Here is a 25,306-nt window from a genome sequence, read left to right on the forward strand (position 1 = left end):
GCCGCGCGCGATGAATCGCCCGCGGATCGTCCGGTCCGGCGCGATGTTCGGCATCGGGCTGATGCTGCTTGGCATCTTCCTGTTTGCCGTCAACGACGTGATGGGAAAGTGGCTCGTCGCCACCTATTCGGTCGGTCAGGTCCTGCTCCTGCGCAGCGCGGCGGCCCTCGTCGTTCTGCTGCCCATCATCAGACGCCAGAACGTGCCTCTGGCCGTACCGCCGAGGCCGGGTCTGCACTGTGTGCGCATCTGCCTGTCCACGCTGGAGGTCGCCTCGTTCTATGCGGCCGTGACCTACCTGCCGCTTGCGGACGTGATGACCTATTATCTTGCTGGCCCGATCTATGTGGCGGCCTTCGCGTATGTCCTGCTGGGCGAGAAACTCGATGCACCGCGGATCGTCGCCATCGCCGTCGGATTTGTCGGAGTGGTGGTGGCACTTCGTCCGTCGGTCGCCACCATCACTTTGCCGGCGCTCATCGCGCTGGGCGGCAGCGTGTTCTACGCGTTGCTGATGATCACCACGCGCCAGTTGCGCGACACGCCCGATGCGACGCTCGTGCTGGGACAGATCATCGGCGCATTGCTGTTCGGTGCGGTTGCGGCGCCATTTGCCTGGGTGTGGCCGTCCGCGCTCGATCTGTCCGCGCTGTTCCTGTTGGGGGTCGTGTCGATGGCAGGCCACATGTGCGTCAACCGATCGCTTAAACTCGCTCCGGCATCGGTGGTCGCGCCCTATCAATACACGCTGATCGTCTGGGCCATCGTGCTGGGGTATCTGGCATTCGGCGATATCGTCGAGATGGGGACCCTTGTGGGCGCGGGGATCATCTGCGGCGCCGGTCTCGTTCTGCTGGTGCTGGAACGCAGCGCCGCCAATCGCGGCCGGGTCCGACGGGATATCGAGCCCCCCATCCTGCCCGAACTGTAGGTCCCCTTTGGTCATCGCCCGGGCCGCCGCATCATCACAGAGTCGTGCTTGACAGCGGCCGGACCGGTGGCCCCAATAACGTCACAAAAACGCGAGGAAACCCATGCGCCGCATTCTTACAGCAGCCGCCGCAACGGCAGGCATTCTTCTGGCATCGGGGGCCGTGGCCCAGGACATCAAGATCGCGTTGATCGCCGGCAAGACCGGCGCACTCGAGGCCTATGCCAAGCAGACCGAAGCGGGCTTCATGATGGGGCTCGAATACCTCACCAAAGGCACCATGAGCTGGAAGGGCCGCAAGATCAGCGTGATCGTGAAGGACGATCAGCTCAAGGCCGATCTGGCCAAGACCCTGCTGGAGCAAGCTTATAACGACGACAAGGTCGATCTCGCTATCGGCACGACCTCGTCGGCCGCAGCCCTCGCGATGCTGCCGGTCGCGGAAGAGAACGGCAAGGTGCTGATCGTGGAACCGGCGGTGGCCGACGCCATCACGGGCGAGAAGTGGAATCGCTTCATTTTCCGCACCGCCCGCAACTCGACGCAGGACGCCTACGGCGCCGCCGCCGCGATCCCGTCGAGCGGCGAGGTCAGCGTCGCGACGCTTGCGCAGGATTACGCCTTCGGCCGCGATGGTGTTGCGGCGGTCAAGAACGCCCTGAAGGAGATTCGCCCCAACGCGAAGGTGGTCTTCGAGGAGTACACCCCGCAGAACGCCACCGATTTCACCGCGTCCGCACAACGTCTCTTCGATGCCCTGAAAGACAAGCCCGGCAAAAAAATCATCACCATCATCTGGGCGGGGCAGCACCCGCTGCCGAAGATCGCCGACCTCAAGCCCGAGCGCTACGGCATCGAGATCGCCCCCGGCGGCAACATTCTGCCGGCGATGCAGATCTACAAGAACTATCCCGGCATGGAAGGCGCGATTTACTATTACCATGCCTTCCCCAAGAACCCGATGAACGATTGGCTTGTGAGCGAGCATCAGAAGCGCTTCAACACGCCGCCGGATTTCTTCACTGCGGGTGGTTTTGCGGCAGCCTCCGCAGCGCTGACCGCCATCGACAAGGCAGGCGGCACGGACACCGAGAAACTCATCGCCGCCATGGAAGGCATGAGCTTCGACACGCCCAAGGGGCCAATGACCTTCCGCAAGGAAGACCATCAGGCGCTGCAGGTCATGTACCATTTCAAGGTCAAGGCCGACGGCAAGGATTCCAACGACCTGCTGGATCTCGTGGACATTATCCCGGCCGACAAGTTGCCGATTCCGGTGCGCAACAAGCGCTGACCGGAACGTGGCCGATCCGATCATCGTGAAGCCCGCGCTGGAGACGCGCGGGCTGACCATCCGCTTCGGCGGCCACGTCGCCGTCAACGACGTGTCGTGCGGATTCGCGCCCGGAACCCTCACGGCGATTGTCGGGCCCAACGGCGCGGGAAAGACCACCTACTTCAACCTGATTTCGGGACAATTGCGCGCGAGCGCCGGGCAGGTGCTGGTCGATGGGCAGGACGTAACGAACCTGCCGGCCTCCGCGCGCACCCGCCGCGGTCTCGGCCGTGCGTTTCAGTTGACCAATCTCTTCCCGCAACTGTCAGCGCTTGAGAATGTCCGTCTGGCCGTGCAGAGCAGCGCCGCTGCGGGCTGGTCGATGCTGACGGTGTGGAACAGCCGTCGCGATCTCATTGAGAAGGCGGAGGCCGTGCTCGAACGCGTAAGGCTTTCCGATAAGCGCCACGTGACGCCGGCGGCGCTGTCCCACGGGGACCAGCGCAAGCTTGAAGTGGCGCTTCTGATCGCGATGGAACCGACAGTCTTCATGTTCGACGAGCCGACTGCCGGCATGAGCGTCGACGAGGTGCCGACGATCCTCGATCTCATCCAGGATATCAAACGGCAGGGCCATGCCACGGTGCTGCTGGTCGAGCACAAGATGGACGTCGTGCGCTCGCTCGCCGACCGCATCGTCGTGCTGCACAATGGCGCGCTGGTGGCGGATGGCGAGCCCGCCAGCGTGATCGCCTCACCGATTGTGCAGGAGGCCTATCTCGGCGTGGAGGTCTCCCATGCCTGAGCCGCTGCTGCAGCTGGAAGGCGTCCACACCCATATCGGTCCCTATCACATACTCCACGGGGTCGATTGCGCCGTGCCGCAGGGCGGTTTGACGGTTCTGCTCGGCCGCAATGGCGCGGGCAAGACCACGACGCTTCGCACGATCATGGGCCTGTGGCAGGCCTCGTCCGGCCGCATCCGCTTCGGCGGCGCCGATATCGCCCGCATGGCGACACCCGACATTGCCCGCACGGGCATCGCCTATGTGCCGGAATCCATGGCCATCTTCACCGATCTCACCGTGCGCGAGAACATCGTGCTGGCGGCCCGCAGCGGTCCGGTGGATTCAGCGCGCCTCGACTGGATGCTCGGCCTGTTTCCGGCGCTGAAGAAATTCTGGAACCTGCCGGCCGGCTATCTGTCCGGTGGACAGAAGCAGATGCTGGCGATCACCCGCGCCATCGCCGAGCCGCGCCGTCTCCTGCTCGTCGACGAACCGACCAAGGGTCTTGCGCCGGTGATGATCCGCAGCATGATCGAGGCTTTCCGGGCGTTGAAGCAGTCCGGCGAGACGATCCTGCTGGTCGAGCAGAATTTTCACGCGGCGTCAGCCTTGGGCGACCACGTGCTTGTCATGGATGACGGGAAGATCGTCCATGCGGGCGCCATGGGCGCGCTCGTCGCTGATCGCTCGCTGCAACAGCGCCTGCTCGGACTCAGCCTGGACGCCCATCAATGAGCGAATTCCCCTCGATCACGACCGAACAGGCACAGACGCCCTTGCCCCGCAGCAAGACTGACTGGCTGCCGCTCCTGCTCGTCCCGGCCCTCGCGCTCCTCGCCCTGCCCTTCGTCGGCAATCCCTCGTCATGGGTGACGTTGACCGTGGCGGGGCTCGCGATGGGCATGATGATTTTTCTCATGGCGTCCGGCCTCACGCTGGTGTTCGGCCTGATGGACATCATCAATTTCGGTCACGGCGTCTTTATTTCACTCGGCGCCTACGCCACGCTGATCGTGCTCGGTCCGCTCGCCGCATGGGGAAAGGCGGATTCGCTCGCCCTCAATCTCGGATTGATGGGTCTGTGCATTCTCGTCGCCATGGCGCTCACGGCCATCGTCGGAGCGCTGTTCGAGCGCATCATCGTGCGCCCGGTCTACGGCAACCACTTGAAGCAGATCCTCGTCACCATGGGCGGCCTTATCGTTACCGAGCAACTGATCCACGCGATCTGGGGCGCGTCGCCGATCCCCATCGCATTGCCCGAAACCCTGCGCGGAGCCTATGTGGTCGGCGATATCGTCATGGAGCGCTACCGGGTCTTCGCGGTCGTCATCGGGCTTGCGGTCTTCGGCGGCATGCAGCTCCTCCTCAACCGGACGCGGATCGGCCTGCTGATCAGGGCCGGAGTCGAGAACCCCGAGATGGTCGAAGCGCTCGGCTACCGAATTCGTCGTCTGTTCGTCAGCGTCTTCGTCGCCGGCTCGGCGCTTGCCGGACTGGGCGGGGTGATGTGGGCCTTCTACCGGCAGACTCTCACGGCCGGCATGGGCATGGAGGTGATGGTGCTGGTCTTCATCGTCATCATCATCGGCGGACTCGGCTCGGTCGGTGGGTGCTTCGTCGGCTCGGTGCTTGTGGCGCTCGTGGCCAATTACGTCGGCTTCCTCGCGCCCAAACTGGCGCTCGTGTCCAACATCCTCGTGATGGCCCTGGTGCTGGTCTGGCGCCCCGAGGGCCTGTTTCCCGTGGCGCGCCGATGAAACCCGCTTTCCTTGCGTCCGCGCAGCCAGAGGACACTGGTCCGTCGAACGGCCTTCTGCTGCGCCTGCTGTCGTCCGATGGTCCCCGCTCGCGGGCGCTCGCGGCCCTGTTGGTGGTGATCGTCCTTGGCCTTGCAGCAACGCCATTCCTGTTTGGCGGCAGCCAGCCGCTCGGGACCGCCGCCAAGATCTGCGTGTTTATCGCGCTCGCCGCCAGCTACGACGTTCTCCTCGGCTATACGGGGATCGTCTCCTTCGCCCACACGATGTTCTTTGGCATCGGGGGCTATGGGGTGGCCATCGCACTCGACCGCCTCGGTCCCACCTGGACCTCGGTGGGCTTAGGTCTGTTGGGAGCGCTCGCCCTCTCGGCAGCGCTCGCCGCAGCCATCGGACTGCTCTCGTTGCGGGTGCGGGCGATCTTCTTTTCCATGATCACGCTGGCAGTGGCATCGGCGGCCGCCGTGCTGGCCTCGCAGATGTCGACGATCACCGGCGGCGAGGACGGCCTGTCGTTTCAATTGCCGCACCAGCTCCGTCCGGCCTTCCGGCTTTTCGCCGAGCCCGTGCTGGGCCTGTCGATCAACGGCCGCGTGCTTGCCTATTTTCTCGTCTTCTTCGCGGCACTTGCGGTCTTTCTTGTCCTGCTGCGCATCGTGAATTCGCCGTTTGGACGGGTTCTTCAGGCGATCCGGGAAAACGAATTCCGGGCGGAGGCTCTGGGTTATCGGGTGGTCGCCTACAGGACTGCCGCGTCGGTCATAGCGGCGCTGGCAGCCACCATCGCCGGCGGCCTCCTTGCCCTGTGGCTGCGCTATAACGGCCCCGACACCACTCTGTCCTTCTCAATCATGATCGACATTCTGCTGATGGTGGTCATCGGCGGCATGGGAACGCTCTATGGCGCCGTCATCGGCGCGACCCTGTTCGTGCTTGCGCAGAGCTACCTGCAGGTGCTCATGGGTTGGGCCAACACCGCGCTGACCGGCGTTCCGGTCCTGCCCGATCTGGTTCACCCTGATCGCTGGCTGCTGTGGCTCGGCGCCCTTTTCATCATCAGCGTTTACGCGTTTCCGGGCGGCATTGTCGGACATCTGCGTCGGCGCCACTGAGCCAACCGGCCGCGAACAAACTGCGACCTCATTCGTTCTTGTGTCACAGCAACGAGGGAATGCACGCCATGAGCAGGGCTTTCGTGCGTGAGGTTGAGGGTGGCGAGGCCTTCGAAGAGCTTCCAGACCGCCCCATCAGCGCCCATTCGAACCTCGTGACGCAGGCGGGTCTCACGCGCATCGATGCTGAGATTGTTGCCATCGCGGCCCGCCTCTCGCAGGCTCAGGCGCAGCAGGACCGGGCCGAGATCGCCAGATCCTCGCGCGACCTTCGTTACTGGTCGCATCGCCGCGCGACCGCAGAGGTCGTCCCCGACCCCCTCGATCACACCCAGGTGCGCTTCGGAGCAACTGTCTCGTTCGTGCGAGAGGATGGCCGACGCCAGACCTATCGGATCGTGGGCGAGGATGAGGCCGATCCCGCTGCCGGGACGATTTCGTATGTGTCGCCGCTGGCTCAGGCATTGATGGGGAAAGGCGTCGACGATACGGCGATGCTGGGCCACGGGGAAGCTGTGATCACCGCGATCCAATGACAGCCGCGCTGGGGCGCTCTCAGGCGCTCGCCTTCTGGCCGGCCTCGTCGTCCTTGAGCGGAAAGACCCTGGTCCGGCTCTCGTCCGGTGGTGAGGATGTGTCCGGCACGAACAGTGCATCGCGCAGCATCAGGTCGATGTCCTTCTGCACTTGCAGGAAGATCTCCCAGCTCGAGGTTGCGATCAGCGCGCGGATTTCGGCCTTCGGTTTCTCTTCCTGGCCCTCGCGCAGGCGCACTTCCAGCGTGCCGGGCAGGATCATCGTATGCGGGCCGACGAGCGCCTCGAGCCCCTCCACTTCGCGGCGGATGCTGAGGCTGTCCGTCGACCGCAGGGCGACGGTGCGGTTGTAGGGCATGCTGTCGCGGTTCGTCAGGTTGATGATGTTCAGATTGACGAAGGTGGCATTGGGAATGGTGATCAGCGAACGGTCGAGGCCCCGGATGCGGGTCGACCGGATTCCGATCTCCTGCACGCGACCCTCTAGATTTCCAACGCGGCACAGGTCCCCGACACGGACGGGTCTGTCAGCATAGAGAATCAGGCCACCGATGAAATTCTCAAGCGTCGGCTTGGCTGCGAGCGCCACCGCCAGGCCGCCGACACCGAGACCGGCCAATAGGCCTGCCAGCGGAAGACCAAGATAGGATGCGCCGTAGATCAGCAGGGCGATCGCGCAGCCGATGCCGCCGATGCGGACAGCGGCACGCGCCAGATGTGCATCGATGCTCTCGGACTTGCGAAACGTCAGTTTGTTGGCCAGCGCTCCCGAGAATTTCAGGATGCCCCATACCGCCGCCAGATAGGCGATCGCCTCGGCAATGGCTTCGACCACGTCGTTGACCATTCCCGTCAGATTGATCTGAAAGTCGGTGACGTAGGTGATCATCATGGCCGCCACCATGACGGAACCGGGAACGAGGATGCTCGCTGTCAGCGAGGACGGCCAATCAGGGGAGAGCGACCGCGCGCGCGACAGACGCCACACGCCGGTGACGAGCCCGACGGCGATCGCGATCGTCAGGAAAAGGCCAATCCACTGCCAGACCGCCTGGCCCTGCACTTCGCTGCGAAAGGGGGCGGGAAGCATCTCGATCAGGGCGAACCATTTCGGCGGCAACAGATAGCCGGGCGACTGGCTGAAGAAGCCATAGAAATCCCCCGTCGAGCCGTCCGTGTTCGGCTCATCGCGGATCAACTGATAGTACTGGGGAAGCTGGGCGACGGTATGGCTCGAGAACAGGTACTCGCCCGCCCTTGGGCCGTCGAGGATCCGCGCGATGCGGATTTCGGTTCCGGGCACTGTCCAGCTCGGCAGGGCGTGTCCATCCCCGTCGAGGGCAGGAATGGAATCCGGTGCCGGGAGCGGCAAGCGATCGAGAATTTCCTTCAGCAGCAACGTTGCCTCAAGCCGGCGATGCTCGAGCTCGACCGGCGGAACGTTGCTCAGATCGAGCGTGCGCGCGGCGCGCGCCAACAGGGTCTCGGCTTCCTTGACCTTGTCCTTCACCTCCTTGCTCCACGTCAGGCCCGGCTCCGATGTGTTTTGTCGATAGGCCTCCATCAGCAAAGCGGCCGCCTGGGCCGTATGGGCGCGGAAGCCCTCGATCGTCGCCCGGGGCGTGGAGGTCTCGGCCGGTGCGAGATACCGGAGGTTTCCGAGTGCCGGGGGCGTGGCAAGGAATTGCAGGGCGACGAACAGCCCCATGAGGACCACGCAGATAATCGGCATGCCTGCGTCCATGATCAGCTTGCGGCGGGACAATCTCATAGGGGCTTCCTCAGACGCGGAGGCGATGGTGAACGCCGCGTGCACGAGCACAGACCCTGTCCATGGCGCAAAGACATGGCGCGGCCTGCCGTACCGGCGATCAGAAGGACCAAAGACTTACAAGACCGCACAGACTGTGTCACCGCCTCTCTCATAGGAAAAGGTTCTGATGCCTAAAAAGAAGGACTATTTGACCCCGATCACATTTTGTTTCCCGGACCTTAAACATCTGTTCAGGCTCGCCGCGGCGCAGTATTTTGAAAAGCTGTTGCTGTTTTCAGTCAGCTTCAGACCGCCCGCCTCGCGCCGTTCTTCCCTGTGGATTTTTCAGGAGTGATCCATGACTGAAAAGGAAGTCGATGTCGTTGCGGAAGAATTGGCGCGCCTTGGGGGCATCTCCTGGTATCCCGGCGCCAACACAGACCCGGTTCTGCGTGTCGTCACCGAGCGATACCGGGATCGCGCACGGGCGGCGATCATGGCGCTGGATCGGTATCGTGCCGCCTCGCAGGGCGAGGCCGTCAGTCCTGCCGGCTCGACACCGCAAGCTGCGGGAACGGCCGAGAGGCTGCGGCTCGGCGCCACCGTCATTTACCGCCCCTATGGCGATCGGCGGGCCTATGCGTGCATTGTCGATCAGGTCAGCGACGGGCAGATCCATCTTGTGCCGCAACTCCCCGGCGAAGACGGGTGGGTGCGCTTGCCCGATATGATGACAGACGCAGTTTGCCGTGATCTGCAGGAGCAACGCTTGACCGGCTGTGCGGCTCTTGGGTTCTTTTCTGCCACGTCCGAGACCCAGCACCAGGACGGAACGCCGCGCTGACCGTTTGCGCACCGCATGATCGACGGAACGATCCTGGCTAAATCATGAGGTGCGACCCGCGCTCTTCACACTATGCCGACGCGGAGAGCCGGAGGTTCCCATGATCTGGACTATCGACCCCCTGATCGCCCTCGGCGTCGTAGCAGCCACAGCGGCGACAGATGCCGCCTATGTGTTCTTCAACGCAGCGGTCGTGTCGCGGCAGCGCTGGCGCGCCGCCAACTGGAGTTCGATCTGGTACCTGCTGTCGGCTTTCGCGGTCATCAGCTACACGGAGCACGCCATCTACGTGCTGTTCGCAGCCCTGGGATCTTGGCTCGGAGCGTTCGCGTCAGTAACCTGGCTGATCCGGCCCGTTCGTCCTGGCGGCGTCACGTAAACCGTCTAGACCTTCTTCAGGAAACAGGTCTTGAGCACCAGGTTTTTCACCTTCTCGACGCGGCCTTCGATCTCCTCGGGGTTGGACGTCAGGTGGATGTTCTTGACGAGCGTTCCGCGCTTGAGCGTCACAGACGTTCCCTTGACCTTCAGATCCTTGATGATCTGGACGGAATCACCATCCAGCAGGATCGCCCCGTTGCTGTCCTTGACGTCCATGTGGTCCCCCCCTGATATACGGTGTCATCGCATGCGCGATATTCCCCGCGGTGGCAAGCATGGCGCCCTCGTCTCAGCGGGCGTTTGCCGCAGTGAAAAGCAGGAACCACGGGCCTAGACTGGCGTTCTCGTCCGCACGTTGCCCTTGGGTAATGACGCGACTGTCTTTTTAGTCTGTGCTGGCCTGGCGGCGATGAGCGCCGGGTCGTCTCACTGTCCTGTCATTGACGTATCGCACGGCTCCTGCCGCTGGCGCACCCGAGGAGCCGATGCCGCGAGCCCCCCTTCCAGTCCACAGCCGCTACCGGGATTTCGATGCCGCGGAGCTTCGCATGGATGCCATCGTCCATGTGGCAGGCGTCGGCTTTGCCGTGGCGGGCGCCGTGACCCTTCTCGTATCCGCCCTGCACCTTTCCTGGGGAGAATATGCTGCGACCTGGATCTACGCCACGGGTCTGGTTGCCGTGCTGGCGGTCTCTGCGACCTACAACATGTGGCCGGTCTCACGGGTCAAATGGATTTTGCGACGGTTCGACCACTCGGCGATCTACCTTCTCATCGCTGGAACCTACACGCCGTTCCTGATGAGGATAAATGGCGGGGTCGTATCGCCAGGGCTGCTGGCTGGCATCTGGACGACCGCGGCCATCGGCATTGCCCTCAAACTGGCGTTGCCGGGGCGCTTCGACCGTCTGGCCATTCTTCTGTATCTCGCTCTCGGCTGGAGCGGCGTGATGTTTTACGATGTCGTCTTTGCTATTCTTCCCGCCTCGACCATGTGGTGGTTGGCGGCTGGCGGGCTTCTCTACACGGTGGGTGTGATCTTCCACGTCTGGGAACGCCTGCGCTTCCAGAACGCGATCTGGCATGCTTTCGTTCTCACGGCGGCGGCCTGCCACTACGGCGCCGTCATGGACTACATGGTCCTGGCGCGCGCATGAGCACGGAATGCTGAAAAGCCTGCCTTGAACGAGGCCAAGCTTCCTATATAGGATGCGATGCAAACCGTGTTTTTCTAGGGTTTCGAGCACTCTCCGCGGATGCTTGCGGCGATTGCGAGCGGATTTCGGCCCAGCAGCTAGGTAGCCGTGCAAGTGTTGCAGTTCCTCGCTACACGTCAGATCTTTGCCCTCATTGGGCCGGCGGTGCTGCTTGTCTTTGCCGTCACGCTGCTCCTGACGTGGAACGTTGACCGGACCAGACGTCACATCCTGTATTTCTCATCGGCGTTTTTTGCTTACTGCCTTGCCGCAACTGTTCAGATCATCTTCGTGCCCCAGGACGTTGGGCTGAACACGCTTCTATCGGCGCTCCTGTATCTGGCGAGCGCTCTTCTGCTGATCGAGGGACTGGCAATTCGGGCCGGAAGCCGAATTCAACGCGCCTGTTACATCGCGGTTGTGCTGATCGTCATGTCGGCGATCTATTATTACTATTATCTGGACAACGATCTCGTCGCTCGGATTTATGTGATGAACGTCGGTGCAGGGATCATTTTCCTTGCGGCCCTCGCCTGGCTGGACGGACTACGCAAGGGCGCCTTGGCCGATCAGGTCCTCTATTGGGTTTTCGTGCTCTTTGCGCTGCACTTCTTTCCCCGCACGCTGCTCACGATCAACTCGATTACGCCATCACTCGATAATTTTGCGAGATCCTCTTTCTGGCTCGCCCTGCAGATCGTCATGTCCATGTTCGGGGTCATCTTCGGCATCACCCTCCTGGCGACGAGCGCTGCGGACACCATTGCGGACCTTCGCCATGAGAAGGACACCGACTCGCTGACGAGCCTCTTCAACCGGCGCGGCTTCGAGGAACGGGCTAGCCGCCTGATCGCTGAAGGCGAAGGGCAGCGGACATTCATCAGTCTCATCGCCTGCGACATCGATAATTTCAAATCAATCAACGACGGCTACGGGCACCAGGGCGGCGACATGGTGCTGCGATCCTTCGCGCGGATCCTGCGCGAGACCGTGCGCGATTCGGATCTGGTAGCCCGGATCGGCGGGGAGGAATTCGTCGTCATGCTCCCGGAGACCGATGTCGCGGGCGCGCGCGAATGCGCAGAACGCCTGCGCATGAACCTGGAGAAGGCGCGCTTCTCCGCTCTGCCGGCGGCCCGCCTTGTCACTGCGAGCTTCGGGATTGCGGAACAGCATGAAGGCGAGACCATCTGGGAGCTGGTCGCTCGGGCCGACCGGGCGCTTTACGCGGCCAAACGCGGCGGTCGGAACCGGTGTGTCGTCGATGAGGCCCCGGAGACAGATCAGTTTCCCGGCACCTCCTCGTCAGGCCCGCGTACTCTGAGGCTCTAGTCAGCCGACGCTCTCACCAGAAATAGGTAACGCTGTAGGCAAGGATGGCGATCACGACCACGACGGCGACCGTACGTCCGTGCTTTTCGAAATGTTCGTGCAGCGTCATGGCAATCGACTTTCTTGCGGCGGCAGGAGGTTCACGTCTCAGGCTGTCAGCCGTCGTTTTCGGAATTCAGTTGGTCGGGGCGCAAACCCTCGTCAACGTGCATGGTCTGAGTGCGAACACCGGGACCGCCGCCATCGCTGGGCTCGTTTTCGGACAGGAAGACGATCCCGGCATGTTCGAATGCGGCCTGGATTTTGTCAGCTGTCCCGCTGCGCCCCCCAAGGATCCCCTCGGCCGCCTCGATTCGCTTGATGGTCGGTTCCGAAATACCGGAGGCCTCGGCAAGATCGGCCTGGGACCAGCCGAGCAAGGCACGGGCCGCTTTCACCTGTCTGACAGAAACGCTCTTCGTCGGCACGCCGCATCCTTCGCTTGAGACTTTTGGTATCAAGAAAAACAACAGCTGCCAACGGCGCGCCGCCGTGAACTTGACATCCTCGCCTCAGCGGATCGGCGGCGCATACTGGATGCCGCCCATATGCCAGAGCTGGTTCACGCCGCGCGGAATGTCGAGCGCGGATGTGGCGCCGATATTGCGGTCATAGACCTCGCCGTAATTCCCGACACCCCGGATGATCCGCGTCGCCCAGTCAGCCGTCAACCCGAGCTTCGGACCGAAATCACCGTCGCGACCGACGAGGCGTTTCACATCGGGTTTGTCGGATTTGAGCGCCTCGTCGAGGGTCTTCGCGCTCACGCCCAGTTCCTCGGCGTTCAACATGGCGAAATTGACCCATTTGACGAGACCGAACCACTGCATGTCGTCCTGGCGGACGGCCGGGCCGAGGGGTTCCTTGGAGATGATGTCTGGAAGGACCAGGCTGTCGCCAGGCTTGGCAAGCTTGCGACGTTCCGCGTGAAGTTGCGAGGCGTCGCTCGAAATCGCAGTGCAGCGTCCATCCTGATAGGCGGCCGCCGCCTCGGCCGGCGACGACACGACGATGGTCTCGAGCTTCATGCCATTGGCGCTGAAGAAATCTGCGACATTCGCCTGGCTCGTCGTGCCAGCCTGAACACAAACCTTTGCTCCGTCGAGTTCCACCGCAGACGAGATGCCGGCCGATTTCGGGACCAGAAAACCTTGGCCGTCGTAATAAGTGACGCCCGTGAAGACGATACCGAATTCCAGCTCGCGGCCCATGGTCCAGGTCGAGTTGCGCGCCAGGATGTCGATCTTGCCTGATGCGAGGGCCGGAAACCGATCCGCCGCCGACAATTCGACAAACTGCACCTTGGTGGGGTCGTTGAAGATCGCGGCCGCGATAGCCCGGCAAAAATCGACGTCGAAGCCGGTCCATGCTCCCTTGGGATCGGCCACCGAAAATCCGCCAAGGCCCTGGCTGACGCCGCAGATCAAGCTGCCACGATCCTTCACAGCCTTAAGGGTTTGCGCCTCCGCCGCGCTGGCGGAAGCGGCCCATACGGCAAACACGCCGAACAGCGTGCTGCACAGGCTCAGGACGGGTCTGGCTCGAACGGACATGGCTTCCTCGGCAATGGAGATCAGGGGATTTCAGAGTTTGGCGGTGTGTTTAACGATCACTTTGGTACCGACCGGCACGCGCTCGTAGAGATCGGCCACATCGTCGTTGACGAGCCGGAAGCAGCCGGACGAGATCGCATAACCGATGGTCTGGGGCTGATTCGTGCCGTGGATCCGGTAGACCGTCTCGCCGAGGTAAAGCGCCCGCGCGCCCATGGGATTGCCCGGTCCGCCGGCCATGAAGCGGGGAAGATAGGGTTGGCGCTTGATCATCTCCGGCGGCGGGCGCCAATCCGGCCACTCCTGCTTGCGGGTGACCTTCACCAGTCCCGACCACTGAAAACCGTCACGCCCGACCCCGATGCCGTAGCGAAGCGCGCGGTTGTTTCCCTGCACCAGATAAAGGAAGCGCTCTCCCGTATGAACGATGATGGAGCCCGGCGGCTCGGTCGTGCGGAAATAGACGTATTGCCGCTCGAACCCGTCCGGCAACTGCTCGGCCTCCGTCGACGGGACGAAGCCGGGTTGCTCGTCGATATCCAATTCCGGTGCCGACGGCTGAAACGGCCGCGGTGCTTGAGCCTGGACCGGCAAGGCCCAGACAGCCAGCCCCGCCATAATCGCGACAGAGCCAAGAACTTTGCTGATGCGACTAAAGCTGATCATGTCATCCTCGCTGCCATCGTGGTTCGCGCCCGCAGGAAGCCGGGTCGTCAGGTTGCTGGGCGTTGTTTGGGTTTTGCAGGCGCGGCCTTGCCGGCGGCGGCATCGCACCGAACATAAACCATCGTTCCGTAGCGGGCGGTGACATCCGGATCGAGATACTCGATTGTCAGAACCGTCCCGTCGAACGAAGCGACCTCCATGTCCGAGATCTCGCCGGCCACGCCCGGCCGACCGATGAACGTGCGGCCATCGGCGCTCACCTTGACCTGGACTTCGGTGGGCTCGGTCTCATCCGCCATCGTCATGATGACGCCGCCCTGAGACCCTTCCTTGATCACGTAGGCATTGCTGCACTGCGCGCGCGCTTCCTTCAATGTCCGTTCGCGGTCGGTGTCGCGATGATAGGAGGCAAGGCCCCATCGTCCGACCAGCGCCTCGGCCCTGACTTTGGGGGCTGCGCTCGGGGCGGCACCTAACGGCATCAAGGTCTCGGTCGTCGAGCACGCGCTGAGGAGTGCCAGGGACAAGATGATTGTCGCCCCAACCCACCGGCCTGGGCCTTGCTTTGCAACGAAATCTACGCCGTCAGAATGGAGCGCCATGCATCTCTGCTTTCCCTAACGGAAGACAGAATGACCGAAAAGCTTGGCCGAAAGCAATTGATTTGATTTCGGCTCGCACGCCCTGGCGACCTCTGGCACGGACTCGCAGCGTCACTTCCGGCATGGCCTGCAAACCCGATCCTCTTGGCCGAGACGCTGCCGCTGCCCTCACACTGGTGGGATTGGATTATTGCGGATTGAGTCCTGAGCCGATCCGCAGGCAGACGAGGACTTCAACGTAGCTGGGACTTCCGCCGACTTGCGTCTCTGCCGCGCAGCGCGCCCGCAGCGGCGCCGCGAAGCTGCTCCACTGCGCCTCGACCTTCGCGCGGGCATCGTCTTCATCCGCAAGGCATTGCTTCACAGTCTGCTGGGCAACGCCATCCTGAGCCGTCGCATCGGCTTTACAGGTCAACCGGGGGTTGAAGTTGGGCATACCGTCCGCGACCGGCGCGATCAGCGAAGCTGCCAGCGCAAGCGTCGATACCATGGCGAACATTGTATGCTCCTTCAGAAGACGTAGCGTCCGACAAATCAGAATCGCGATCTGCGCAGAATAAAAGCTTGGCTGCTCGGTCGCAATCTTTTCATTCCCTCATCGCTCGGACGCAAGTGGTGACACTGGGATCTAAACGACGCCCGGCACGCTCGCTGATCCCAACACCTTTCGTTTGATAAACGCGGAAAGCCCACGCCTCGGCCGTCGAGGCCCTCAAGGCCGTGCGGTCCCGCGACACGCGGCCCACGAGCATTCTCTCCGGTTGTGAGCCGCCCCTTTTTGCAGATCGGCTCTGCCGCCGAGAACCCTTGACGACAAATGGGCGCCCCTTGCACGTTTATTCAGGACACTGACAGCTGACGGGCTATATCCAACTGTGCTCATGGTGCTCCCCGCAGGCGGGCGCGACCCTCTGTCGGAGACCCGCAGATGACCCTTCGGACGCGATTGTCGTCCCTGCCGCGCCTGCGCAAGCCCACCGGGTCCTTCCGCCTGGTCGGCCTATCCATCGTCGTTGGTGTGGCCACGGGTGTCATGGTGGCCGCGGTCCAGCAGTTCGTCGTCTTCGCGCAGCGGGCTACCCTCGGGTTCGCCGCGGAACGGCGGATCGCCCTGCCGGATCACGCCTCCTTCGTCAGGATCGCGTTAGCGCTTGCTTGCGGCGCGCTGCTGGTCACCGTCGTCTCGCGCTTGCTCTCACGCTGGAAAACGAAGGACCCCATCGACGCGGTCGAAGCCAATGCCCTGAGCGGGGGCAGCATGAGCTGGTACGACGCAACGGGCGTCGTCATTCCCATCCTGGCATCCGTGAGCTTTGGCGCCTCCGTCGGGATCGAGGCCGCGGTGACCCAGCTTGGCGCTGTCCTTGCAAGTCTTCTAGGGCGCCGGTTGAAAAAGCCGCGTTCGGACCTGCGTCTGCTCGTGGGCGTCGGCGCGGCGGCTGCCATCTCGGCTGCCTACCGGGCGCCGATCGCCGGCATGCTCTATGCATACGAAGTGGTGCTCGGGAGCTATTCCAAACGCACACTGGCACCGGTGGGCGTCGGTGCGATCGCGGCTGTTCTGACCGTCTGGCTCCTGCTCGGACAGGACAAGCCCTTCAGCCTGGACACCGGAACCCGCACGCTCTGGTCGGACTACCCGCTCGCCGTGGCGGTGGGCGTCGTCTCGGCTTTCGTGGGCATCCTCGTCATGCTGCTCGTTTCGGGGACGGAACGGCTGATGAAGCATTTCGTACGCGACGAGACCCTGCGCCGGCTTCTGGCTGCGGGCCTGCTCACCGTCCTGTCGATGCGTTTTCCGGCCGTTCTCGGGAGTGGCCACGCGGCGATCGAACACGCCGTGAACGGCGACATTGCGGGGCGGCACGCGCTCGGCCTTCTCGGCGCCAAGGGTCTGGCATCGGCAGCGAGCCTTGGGGCCGGATTCCGAGGCGGACTCTTTGGTGCCTCGTTGATGATTGGTGCATTGCTCGGACAGGTCATCGCGTGGGTGAGCGCGTTCATCCCAGGCGCGCCGGTCTGGAGTCCTGCCCTCTGTGCCGTCATCGGCATGGCGTCGGTCGGCGCAAGCATCATCGGCAGCCCGCTGGCGATGATCTTTCTCGTTCTTGAAACGACCGGCGATTTCGACGCCACCATCGTCGTGGCCATCGGGGCCGTCACCGCGTCGTTCCTCACGGACCGGCTGTTCGGCTATTCGTTCGCCACCTGGCGCTTCCAGCAGCGCGGGCTTGCCATTGAGGGCGGGCACGACGTGACCCGCCTGGAGGCCGCCGGCATCGGCGAGATCGTGCGCCCGCCCAAGCGAACCGTCGCGGCCAATGCGAGCCTGGAAGACGTGCGGCGCGCCGTCTCGACGGCCGGCGCTCGAGGGACGGCGGTCTACGGGCTCGATGGATTGTTCGTCGGACTCATCGACCCACGCCTGGTGGAGGCGGTTGAAGAGGAATTCGACGGCCTGCCAATTGTCGCGGCCGAACTCGTCTATGAATCGACCCCAATCGTTACGACCCGCACCACGCTGGCTGAAGTGGTCGATGTGTTTCGGCTGGATGACCGGGCGACGCTTGCGGTCGTCAGTCCGGACGACCGCAACAGCCTCGCAGGCTGCGTGCGTGCGCGGGACGCCTTCGCGCTTGCCTCCTCGCTCCTCGACGCGCAGCGGCGGGACGATCTGGGCGTCGGTGGATTGCGGTGATCGCAGGGATCGCGAGGCCGCTCAAAACCTGTGCAGATAACCCATGATGCTTTCGCGCACATTGTCGATATGACGGCGCATGGCTGCCTCGGCGGCGGGAGCGTCGGCGGCCAGAACCGCGTCGATGATGGCGATATGCTCCTGGCATCCCGGAACGAATCGCCCGGGAAGCCGCCCCTTGTCGAACACCTTCGTGCGCAGCCGAAGATCCTGCACAAACTGAGTGAGCAACTTAGATCCTGACAGCTCGGCGATGGTGGTATGGAGGCGGTCGTCAATGGCGATGTGATCTTCAGTGGTCGGCTGTTCACCGGCAAGAAACGACACCAGCCGCTCCCTGATCGCCCGCAGATCGCCGGACTGCCCGGAGCCGGCGGCGCGGCCGGCTGCCTCAACCTCGAGAAGCCGTCGCAGATGAAGAATCTCGACGAAATCCTCGACCGAGAGCCGCCGCACGACGGGCGTTAACCCTGAGACGCGCGAGACCAGCCCCTCGCTGATGAGTTGCGCCAGCGCCTCGCGGATCGGCGTCCGCGAAACCCCGATCCTGGCCGCCAGCATGGTTTCCTGCAACGGCGTCCCGGCTGGGAAACTGCCATCGAGGATCAACTCGCGCAGACGCTGGTAGGCCACCTGCCCCCGTGTCGACGTGACCGCATGCGCGTCCATAGCTGTCTCCATTCGAATCCTTCTATCCCATGCATGGCATTGATGGGAAACCGCACAGGATTGCATACGAAGTGCGGCTTGCGCGGCCATATACTATCTGTATACAGTGGCCAATGCATCATCATTCTTATAGGCGTGGAGATCGTCGATGAGTGTATACGATCTCGTCGTTCGGGGCGGCTCTGTCGCGTCTACCGAGGGGGTTTTCCCCATGGATGTCGCTATCCGGGGCGAACACATCGTCGCCCTCGGACAGGACCTGCCGCAGGGAACTCGGGAAATCGACGCTAAAGGCCGCCTGGTGATGCCGGGCGGCGTCGACGCCCATTGCCATATTGAGCAACTGTCGGGCGGCGGCATCATGAATGCCGATACGTTCGAGAGCGCTACGCGCGCTGCTGCTTTCGGCGGCACGACGACGACGATCTCATTTGCCGCCCAGCATCGCGGCGACCGACTGCGCCGTGTCGTAGAGCGCTACACGGCTCTGGCCGAGCGCGGTGCGTTGACGGATTTCGCCTTTCACCTCTGGATCTCCGATCCGACCCCAGAAACGCTGGTCGAAGACCTACCGGCACTGATCGACGCCGGACACCGCTCCATCAAGATCTTCATGACCTACGAAAACGTCCGTCTGCTCGACGAGCAGGTGCTGGACGTCATGGCGGTTGCACGCCAGCACGGCGCCCTGGTCTGCGCCCATGCCGAGAACCACGGAATGATCAAGTGGATGGCCGACCGGCTGGTGTCTCGCGGCTATGTTGCGCCGAAGTTTCATCCCGTCAGCCATCCGCGCGGGAGCGAGGCGGAAGCCTTCGAGCGGCTGATCCGCTTCTCGGAACTGCTCGACCAGCCCATCGTGCTGTTTCATGTCTCGACGGCCGAGGGCGCGGCTATCGTTCGCCGCGCGCGCGGCGAAGGCATCAAGGTGTTCGCCGAGACATGTCCGCAATATCTCTTCATGACGGCCGATGACACCGACCGCCCCGGCCTCGAGGGCGCCAAGTGGATGTGCAGCCCGCCTCCGCGCACGGTGCGCGACCAGAACGCGCTTTGGCGGGCGCTCGACTTGGGCGACCTGCAAATCCTCTCGTCGGATCATGCGCCCTATCGCTACGACGAGACCGGAAAGCTCTCGGCCGGGCCGGGTTCCACCTTCAAGCAGATTGCCAACGGCCTGCCGGGCCTCGAGACCCGCCTTCCGCTGATGTTCGACGCGATGGTGAGCCGGGGAATGTCGACCATCGAGAAATTCGTCGAGATCACCGCGACTGCGCCCGCGAAGATCTACGGGCTGCATCCGCGCAAGGGGGCCATCGTCGTCGGGGGCGATGCGGACATCGCCATCTGGGATCCGAACCGGGAGGTGACGCTGACCGACGAGGCGATGCACGACAATTCCGGTTATACGCCTTTTGCCGGGCGCACGATCCGCGGCTGGCCTGAAATCGTACTGCGCCGTGGCAGCGTCATCGTGTCGGATGGCGCAATTCATGCGAAGCCGGGTTCGGGAAAGATTCAGCTGCGCGACTGCGCGGACTCGATGAAACCATCCGGGACGCCAAGCCCGGAATTCGACCCGCAGACCAATTTCGGCGCGCACCTCGCTTGAGGGCTGCGCTCAACACAGATCGCTCACAAGAAGCGATAAGTCAGGAGGACCACCCATGAAGCGCACCACCATGAAAGTGCTATTGGCAGGCATCGCCGCTGCCTGTCTCACGACGTTCTCGGCACCGGCATCGGCCCAGGCGACGCTGGATGCCGTGAAGAAGCGCGGCAAGCTGATCTGCGGCGTGTCGCAGGTCTCCGCAGGCTTCGCGTTCCCGGATTCGAAAGGGGTGATGCAGGGCTTCGACGTCGATATCTGCCGCGCGATGGCAGCCGCGATTTTTGGCAGCGGCGACAAGGTCGAATTCCTCGCCACCAATATCAATACCCGCTTCCAGGTGCTGCAGTCGGGCGAGATCGACGTGCTGTCGCGCCAGACCACGCAGACCTTCTCCCGCGACAACTCCCTTGGCCTCGATTTCGGCCCCACCGTGTTCTACGACGGCCAGGGCATGATGGTGCCCAAGAAGCTGAACATCGCAAGCGCCAAGGATCTCGACGGCGCGGCCATCTGCGTGCTTCCCGGCACCACGACGTTGCAAAATCTCTCGGACTTTTTCCGCACCAACAACAAGAAGTTCGAATCCGTCGTGTTCGAGAACACCGACGAGAACCGCAACGCCTTCTTCACCGGCCGCTGCGATGCGACGAGTACCGACCGGTCCGATCTCGCGTCGATCCGCGCGGTCGCCAACAACCCGGCCGATTACGTTGTTCTGCCGGAGACGATCTCGAAAGAGCCGCTCGCTCCCGTGGTCCGCCAAGGTGATTCCAACTGGCGCGATATCCTGAACTGGACCGTCTACACGCTCATCGCGGCGGAAGAAAAAGGGATCACCAAGGAGAATGTCGACCAGCAGCTGAAGAGCGAGGACCCCGAGGTGCAGCGCATGCTCGGCGTCAGCGGCGACTTCGGCAAGATGATCGGGCTCGACAACAAGTGGAGCTATAACATCATCAAGAGCGTGGGCAACTACAGCGAGGTGTTCGAGCGCAGCCTGGGCGAGAAGACCCCGCTCGGCCTGACGCGCGGCCCCAACCAGCTCTGGACCAAGGGCGGCCTGCTCTACTCGCCCCCGTTCCGGTAATCTGACCCTCTCAGGCGGCGCGCCCGACGCGCGCCGTCTCTGACGTCCGACGATGTCCTGACCCTGGGGAGCAACGATGCAAGCCGCCTCGGATAGCCCGTGGCGTATCGTCTACGATGTGCGCGCGCGTGCGATTTTCTACCAAGTCGCCTGCGGCCTCGCCGTCGTGACGATCGCCGTCTTTCTGTTCCACAACGCGTCGGAGAACCTGGCCCGGCAGAACATCGCGACTGGCTTCTCCTACCTGTGGCGCGAGGCCGGCTTCGTCATCAGCCAATCCCCCATCGCCTACCAGCCGGCCGACACCTATGCGCGCGCCTTGCTGGTCGGCATCCTCAACACCATCCGGGTCTCGGCCCTTGCCGTGGTACTCGCCACTGTGATCGGGACGCTCGTCGCCATCGGACGGCTGTCGTCCAACCCGCTGCTCTCGCGGATCATGATGATCTATGTGGAGATCCTGCGGAACGTCCCGCTGCTGCTGCTGCTGTTCCTGTGCTACGCGGTGATCGTCACGTCGCTGCCGCCGGTGCGCGACGCCCTGCGCATTCTCCCGTCTGTCTATCTGAGCAATGGCGGCCTCGTGGTGCCATCGGTGCGATGGTCCGATGAGCTGAGCTGGATCGCCCTTGCGCTAGTCGTCGGAATTGCCGCATCGGTGGTCGTCTCGCGTGCGCTGCGCCTACGCCGCGTCGCAACGGGCATGGAACGCCGCACGTGGCCGTTGATCGCCGGCGCGCTGTTGCTGCCGCCCATCCTCGCCATTCTCATCCTGCGGCCGTCCCTCGCGGTCGATTTTCCCGAACTCGGACGGTTCCGCCTCAGCGGCGGCGCGCAGTTGATGCCGGAATTCGTGGCGCTGCTCGTGGGCCTGACGCTTGGCGCGTCGGCCAATGTCGCCGAGATCGTGCGCAGCGGCATCACCGCCATCAAGAAGGGCCAGTGGGAGGCCGCATCCTCGCTCGGGCTACGTCGCTCCATGTCGCTGCGGCTGGTGATCCTGCCGCAATCCCTGCGGGTCATCATTCCGCCCATGACCAGCACCTATCTCAACGTGTTCAAGAACAGTTCGCTCGCCATCGCCATCGGCTACCCCGATCTCGTGATGGTCTCCAACACCACCATGAACCAGACCGGACAGGCGATCGAGCCGATCGCATTGTTCATGATGGTGTATCTGTCGCTCTCGCTTTCCATCTCGGCTTTCATGAACTGGTATAATGCCCGCGTGGCCCTGCGAGGATGACGAACATGCAGCTCGTCAAAGCCGAACTGGCACCCCGCATGGAACGGCCGCGCGAAAATCTCGGCCCGCGCGCGGCGCTGGCCCCGTATTTCGGCACGATACCGAACGCCATCGTCACCATCGCGTGCGTAGCCCTGATCGCCCTGCTGGTTCATCGCTCGATCCAGTGGCTGTTTGTCGACGCGGTATTTTCCGGCGGGCCTGCCGCGTGCAAGACAGGGCGCGGCGCGTGCTGGCCGTTCTTTTCCGACAAGCTGCGCTTCATGGTGTTCGGCTTTTACCCTTACGACGAGCAATGGCGGCCGATCACGGCCTTGATGTTGTTCTTCGGAGCCTGCGGCATTTCCATGAGCCCGGCCCTGTGGGGCCGGCGGCTCCTCGCCGGCTGGGGCGTGATGCTGGTAGCGGCCTTCGTGCTGATGCGCGGTGGCGTGTTCGGGCTGGTCTCGGTACCCACCTCCCAATGGGGCGGTCTGCCGCTCTCGTTCATGCTGTCCTTCATCGGCCTTGCCGGTGCATTTCCCCTCGGGATCATGCTGGCGCTCGCACGTGCCTCGAAGCTGCCGGTGATCCGGGTCATCGCCATTGCGTTCATCGAACTCGTGCGCGGCGTCCCGCTGATCAGCATCCTGTTCATGGCATCGGTCATGCTGCCTCTGTTCATGCCGAGCGGCGTCACCATCGACAAATTGCTGCGCGCGCAGATCGCCATCATCCTGTTTGCCGCAGCCTATGTGGCCGAGATCGTGCGCGGCGGCCTTCAGGCGATCCCCAAAGGCCAATACGAGGCCTCGGCCGCAATGGGCCTGCACTATTGGCAGATGATGCGTCTCATCGTGCTGCCGCAGGCGATCAAGATCATGATCCCGCCGCTTGTGACGCTCTTCATCGGGTTCTTCCAGGACACCACGCTGGTCGTGATTGTCGGCCTTCTCGATTTCCTCGATACGGTGAGAAGCTCCATGCGCGATCCGCAATGGCAGGGCATCGTGGTTCTCGAAGGCTACGTGTTCGCCGCCTCCGTGTATCTCTTCTTCAGCACCATCATGGGTGCCTATAGCCGATTTCTCGAACGTCATTTTCGGATGGGTCATGACTGAGCAGACAACTGTTATCCGCAACGCCGCCTGGGCCGTGACATGGGACGAAACCGCGGGCCGGCACGCCTACGCGCAGGATGTGGACATCGCCTTCTCGAAAGCCGGGATCCTGCATGTAGGCGCGTCCTATGCGGGCCATGCGGACGTGGAGATCGCAGGCCAGGCGTTGATGGTCATGCCGGGCCTCGTCGACGTCCACTGCCATTCCGGCGACGAGCCGATCGCCAAGGGCCTGTTCGAGGATGCCGGCACGGCCGCGTTGTGGGGCAACGCTCTCTACGAATATTCGGCGCTGGTCGATTCAGATTCGGACGCGAAGGCCGCCTGCCAAACCGTGATGTTGGGCGATCTCATGCGCAGCGGCGTCACCACCTTGCTGGACATCGCCTCGCCGCATCCGAGATGGCTGTCTCTGGCAGCCGAAAGCGGCGTGCGCGCCTATCTGGCGCCGGGATTCCGGGAGGCCGCGTGGCGTGTGGTCGACAGCCATCGCCTCGATTTCGACTGGAACGAGGCGAGCGGACGCGAGCGCTATGCGCAGGCGCTGGCATTTGTCGACGAAGCCCGCGCTCATCCGTCGGGCAGGATCGACGGCATCATCGCTCCCTCGCAGATCGAGACCTGCAGCGAAAGCCTTCTGCAGGAGGCCGCCGCCGAAGCCCGTCGGCGCGGCATGCGCATGACCATTCACGCGGCTCAGACCATGGCCGAACATGAGGAGTTGCTGCGCCGCACCGGCGAGACGGCGCCCGCGTTCCTCGAGCGCCTCGGCGTGCTCGGGCCCGATCTCATTCTCGGCCATTGCATCTTCCTCGATCATCATACCTGGACCCGACAGCGCACGCGCGACGATCTCGAGCGTCTCGCGGCAAGCGGCACCTCCGTCGCCCATTGCCCGGTCACGTTCGCCCGCTCGGGCATGACGCTCGAAAGCCTCGGCGGCTACCGTCGCGCCGGCGTCAATGTCGGTATTGGGACCGATAGCTACCCGTTCAACATGCTGGAGGAGATGCGCGAGGCGATGATCTGCTCGCGGGTGTCCGGCAAGAGCGTGTTCGATATCGACACGGCGGGCATCTTCGAGGCCGCAACGACCGGCGGCGCGAAGGCGCTTGGTCGCGATGACATCGGCGCCGTGAAGCCCGGCGCAAAGGCCGATCTTGTGCTGGTCGACCTCTCCCAGTCCGGCATGCAACCCGTCTACGATCCTCTGCGCAACCTGCTGCATTGTGCCGCCGAACGCGCCGTTTGCGATGTCTTCGTCGACGGGCGCGCGGTGGTGCGAGACCGGCGCGTCGTCAATCTCGACTACGACGGAGCCGTTCTAGAGCTTCAGGACGCGCAGAAGAGAGCCTGTCGCGCGGCCGAGAAAGCCGATCCGCGTGGACGCACCATCTCGACCCTTGCTCGCCTCTCGCTCCCACTCGCCAACCGTCTTTGAGGCTCCGCATGTCCGGCACCGTCTACGTCATCAACCCCAATTCGTCCGCTGCGGTCACAGAAGGTATCGACACGGCCGTGGCTCCGCTGCGCAGCGCGGACGGTCCGGCCATCACCTGCCTGTCGCTGGCAGAAGGTCCTCCGGGGATCCAGACCCAGCGCCATGTGGACGGGGTCATCCAGCCGCTCTTGAGGACATGCGAAGACCTCGAGGCGACAGCCGGCGCCTTCGTCATCGCGTGTTTTTCCGACCCGGGGCTCTTTGCCTTGCGCGAGCAGAGCGCGCGGCCGGTCCTCGGCATCGCCGAATGCGGGGTGTTGACGGCTCTCACGCTCGGGCAGCGTTTCGGCGTCATCGCAATCCTGCCCACTTCGATCCCGCGCCATCTGCGTTATTTCGGCGCGATGGGCGTGACGGAACGTCTGGCAGGCGATCTCTCGATCGGCCTTGGCGTCGCCGAGCTTGCGGACGAGACCCGCACATTGAGCCGCATGATCGAGGTCGGCCGCAACCTCAAGGACCAGCACGGGGCCGACGTGCTGGTGATGGGCTGCGCCGGCATGGCGCGCTTTCGCCGTCCGCTGGAAGAGGCCGTCGGCGTCCCCGTCGTCGAGCCGACGCAGGCCGCGGTCGTGATGGCCGTGGGGCGCGTGCGCCTCGCCGATCACTAACATCATTTCCAGC

Annotated in this window: 27 protein-coding genes; 19 read left to right on the plus strand and 8 right to left on the minus strand. The window is 63.5% G+C overall.

Annotated elements, in window-relative coordinates:
- Positions 1-10 precede the first annotated feature (10 nt).
- From J4G32_RS04240 to greA, 7 genes are all read left to right on the plus strand, one after another.
- Positions 11-931, plus strand: a complete 921-nt coding sequence (locus J4G32_RS04240; protein ID WP_210484775.1) for a DMT family transporter — start codon at positions 11-13, stop codon at positions 929-931.
- Between the two features lie 103 nt (positions 932-1,034).
- Positions 1,035-2,225 carry a substrate-binding domain-containing protein gene (locus J4G32_RS04245; RefSeq protein ID WP_210484777.1) on the plus strand — a complete coding sequence of 397 codons (1,191 nt, stop codon included), beginning with the start codon at positions 1,035-1,037 and terminating at the stop codon, positions 2,223-2,225.
- Between the two features lie 25 nt (positions 2,226-2,250).
- The gene (locus J4G32_RS04250; RefSeq protein ID WP_210485496.1) at positions 2,251-3,012 is read left to right on the plus strand and encodes an ABC transporter ATP-binding protein; all 762 of its coding nucleotides are present in this window, start codon (positions 2,251-2,253) and stop codon (positions 3,010-3,012) included.
- A complete protein-coding gene (locus J4G32_RS04255) occupies positions 3,005-3,730 on the plus strand; it encodes an ABC transporter ATP-binding protein (protein WP_210484779.1) in 726 nt (241 codons plus the stop codon). Before J4G32_RS04250 ends, J4G32_RS04255 begins: the two co-directional genes overlap by 8 nt.
- On the plus strand, positions 3,727-4,755 hold the full coding sequence (locus J4G32_RS04260; RefSeq protein ID WP_210484781.1) for a branched-chain amino acid ABC transporter permease: 1,029 nt from the start codon (positions 3,727-3,729) through the stop codon (positions 4,753-4,755). Before J4G32_RS04255 ends, J4G32_RS04260 begins: the two co-directional genes overlap by 4 nt.
- Before the next feature lie 59 nt (positions 4,756-4,814).
- A complete protein-coding gene (locus J4G32_RS04265) occupies positions 4,815-5,867 on the plus strand; it encodes a branched-chain amino acid ABC transporter permease (RefSeq protein ID WP_210485497.1) in 1,053 nt (350 codons plus the stop codon).
- A gap of 68 nt (positions 5,868-5,935) precedes the next feature.
- Positions 5,936-6,403 carry a transcription elongation factor GreA gene (greA, locus tag J4G32_RS04270; RefSeq protein WP_210484783.1) on the plus strand — a complete coding sequence of 156 codons (468 nt, stop codon included), beginning with the start codon at positions 5,936-5,938 and terminating at the stop codon, positions 6,401-6,403.
- Positions 6,404-6,422: 19 nt separating this feature from the next.
- Here the strand turns inward: greA and J4G32_RS04275 are convergent, their stop codons facing one another.
- Complete coding sequence (locus J4G32_RS04275) at positions 6,423-8,174, minus strand: mechanosensitive ion channel domain-containing protein (protein ID WP_210484785.1); 1,752 nt, start codon at positions 8,172-8,174, stop codon at positions 6,423-6,425.
- A 169-nt stretch (positions 8,175-8,343) separates the two neighbouring features.
- On the opposite strand from J4G32_RS04275, the gene J4G32_RS04280 reads away from it, so the two are divergent.
- The 3 genes from J4G32_RS04280 (at position 8,344) to J4G32_RS04290 (ending at position 9,379) form a co-directional block, all read left to right on the plus strand.
- Positions 8,344-8,511 (plus strand): hypothetical protein, encoded by a 168-nt coding sequence (locus J4G32_RS04280; RefSeq protein WP_210484793.1) that lies wholly within the window; start codon positions 8,344-8,346, stop codon positions 8,509-8,511.
- 3 nt (positions 8,512-8,514) lie between these two features.
- Complete coding sequence (locus tag J4G32_RS04285; RefSeq protein ID WP_210484795.1) at positions 8,515-9,000, plus strand: hypothetical protein; 486 nt, start codon at positions 8,515-8,517, stop codon at positions 8,998-9,000.
- A gap of 100 nt (positions 9,001-9,100) precedes the next feature.
- Positions 9,101-9,379, plus strand: a complete 279-nt coding sequence (locus tag J4G32_RS04290; RefSeq protein ID WP_210484797.1) for a hypothetical protein — start codon at positions 9,101-9,103, stop codon at positions 9,377-9,379.
- A 5-nt stretch (positions 9,380-9,384) separates the two neighbouring features.
- Here the strand turns inward: J4G32_RS04290 and J4G32_RS04295 are convergent, their stop codons facing one another.
- Complete coding sequence (locus J4G32_RS04295) at positions 9,385-9,597, minus strand: alkylphosphonate utilization protein (protein ID WP_210484799.1); 213 nt, start codon at positions 9,595-9,597, stop codon at positions 9,385-9,387.
- 269 nt (positions 9,598-9,866) lie between these two features.
- Here J4G32_RS04295 and trhA point away from each other — a divergent pair, with 269 nt between their 5' ends.
- Together trhA and J4G32_RS04305 are read left to right on the plus strand one after the other, a co-directional pair.
- Positions 9,867-10,538, plus strand: a complete 672-nt coding sequence (gene trhA / locus J4G32_RS04300) for a PAQR family membrane homeostasis protein TrhA (protein ID WP_210484801.1) — start codon at positions 9,867-9,869, stop codon at positions 10,536-10,538.
- Between the two features lie 153 nt (positions 10,539-10,691).
- A complete protein-coding gene (locus J4G32_RS04305; protein ID WP_210484803.1) occupies positions 10,692-11,909 on the plus strand; it encodes a GGDEF domain-containing protein in 1,218 nt (405 codons plus the stop codon).
- A gap of 155 nt (positions 11,910-12,064) precedes the next feature.
- Here the strand turns inward: J4G32_RS04305 and J4G32_RS04310 are convergent, their stop codons facing one another.
- The 5 genes from J4G32_RS04310 to J4G32_RS04330 all read right to left on the minus strand — a co-directional run bounded on the left by J4G32_RS04310 (position 12,065) and on the right by J4G32_RS04330 (position 15,268).
- Entirely contained in the window at positions 12,065-12,376 is a 312-nt protein-coding gene (locus J4G32_RS04310) for a helix-turn-helix transcriptional regulator (RefSeq protein ID WP_210484805.1), read from the minus strand.
- A gap of 84 nt (positions 12,377-12,460) precedes the next feature.
- Positions 12,461-13,501, minus strand: a complete 1,041-nt coding sequence (locus J4G32_RS04315; protein WP_210484807.1) for an amino acid ABC transporter substrate-binding protein — start codon at positions 13,499-13,501, stop codon at positions 12,461-12,463.
- A gap of 30 nt (positions 13,502-13,531) precedes the next feature.
- The gene (locus J4G32_RS04320; protein WP_210484809.1) at positions 13,532-14,167 is read right to left on the minus strand and encodes a L,D-transpeptidase; all 636 of its coding nucleotides are present in this window, start codon (positions 14,165-14,167) and stop codon (positions 13,532-13,534) included.
- 47 nt (positions 14,168-14,214) lie between these two features.
- The gene (locus J4G32_RS04325; RefSeq protein ID WP_210484811.1) at positions 14,215-14,649 is read right to left on the minus strand and encodes a hypothetical protein; all 435 of its coding nucleotides are present in this window, start codon (positions 14,647-14,649) and stop codon (positions 14,215-14,217) included.
- Between the two features lie 307 nt (positions 14,650-14,956).
- Entirely contained in the window at positions 14,957-15,268 is a 312-nt protein-coding gene (locus J4G32_RS04330; RefSeq protein ID WP_246504759.1) for a hypothetical protein, read from the minus strand.
- A 429-nt stretch (positions 15,269-15,697) separates the two neighbouring features.
- On the opposite strand from J4G32_RS04330, the gene J4G32_RS04335 reads away from it, so the two are divergent.
- Complete coding sequence (locus tag J4G32_RS04335) at positions 15,698-17,467, plus strand: chloride channel protein (RefSeq protein WP_210484813.1); 1,770 nt, start codon at positions 15,698-15,700, stop codon at positions 17,465-17,467.
- Positions 17,468-17,488: 21 nt separating this feature from the next.
- On the opposite strand, the gene J4G32_RS04340 is transcribed toward J4G32_RS04335, so the two are convergent.
- Positions 17,489-18,148 carry a GntR family transcriptional regulator gene (locus J4G32_RS04340; RefSeq protein WP_210484815.1) on the minus strand — a complete coding sequence of 220 codons (660 nt, stop codon included), beginning with the start codon at positions 18,146-18,148 and terminating at the stop codon, positions 17,489-17,491.
- A gap of 136 nt (positions 18,149-18,284) precedes the next feature.
- Between J4G32_RS04340 and hydA the strand changes: the two genes are divergently transcribed.
- From hydA to J4G32_RS04370, 6 genes are all read left to right on the plus strand, one after another.
- Positions 18,285-19,748 carry a dihydropyrimidinase gene (hydA, locus tag J4G32_RS04345; protein ID WP_210484816.1) on the plus strand — a complete coding sequence of 488 codons (1,464 nt, stop codon included), beginning with the start codon at positions 18,285-18,287 and terminating at the stop codon, positions 19,746-19,748.
- Positions 19,749-19,803: 55 nt separating this feature from the next.
- The gene (locus J4G32_RS04350) at positions 19,804-20,835 is read left to right on the plus strand and encodes an amino acid ABC transporter substrate-binding protein (protein ID WP_210484818.1); all 1,032 of its coding nucleotides are present in this window, start codon (positions 19,804-19,806) and stop codon (positions 20,833-20,835) included.
- 76 nt (positions 20,836-20,911) lie between these two features.
- Positions 20,912-22,081, plus strand: a complete 1,170-nt coding sequence (locus tag J4G32_RS04355; protein ID WP_210484820.1) for an amino acid ABC transporter permease — start codon at positions 20,912-20,914, stop codon at positions 22,079-22,081.
- Between the two features lie 5 nt (positions 22,082-22,086).
- Positions 22,087-23,181, plus strand: coding sequence for an amino acid ABC transporter permease (locus J4G32_RS04360; RefSeq protein WP_246504760.1), 1,095 nt, complete (start codon positions 22,087-22,089; stop codon positions 23,179-23,181).
- Positions 23,174-24,622, plus strand: coding sequence for an amidohydrolase family protein (locus J4G32_RS04365; protein WP_210484822.1), 1,449 nt, complete (start codon positions 23,174-23,176; stop codon positions 24,620-24,622). Before J4G32_RS04360 ends, J4G32_RS04365 begins: the two co-directional genes overlap by 8 nt.
- Positions 24,623-24,630: 8 nt before the next feature.
- Entirely contained in the window at positions 24,631-25,293 is a 663-nt protein-coding gene (locus J4G32_RS04370) for an aspartate/glutamate racemase family protein (protein ID WP_210484824.1), read from the plus strand.
- The last annotated feature ends 13 nt before the right edge of the window (positions 25,294-25,306 follow it).

The organism is Microvirga antarctica (assembly GCF_017921815.1).
GTDB classification, from domain to species: Bacteria; Pseudomonadota; Alphaproteobacteria; order Rhizobiales; family Beijerinckiaceae; genus Microvirga; species Microvirga antarctica.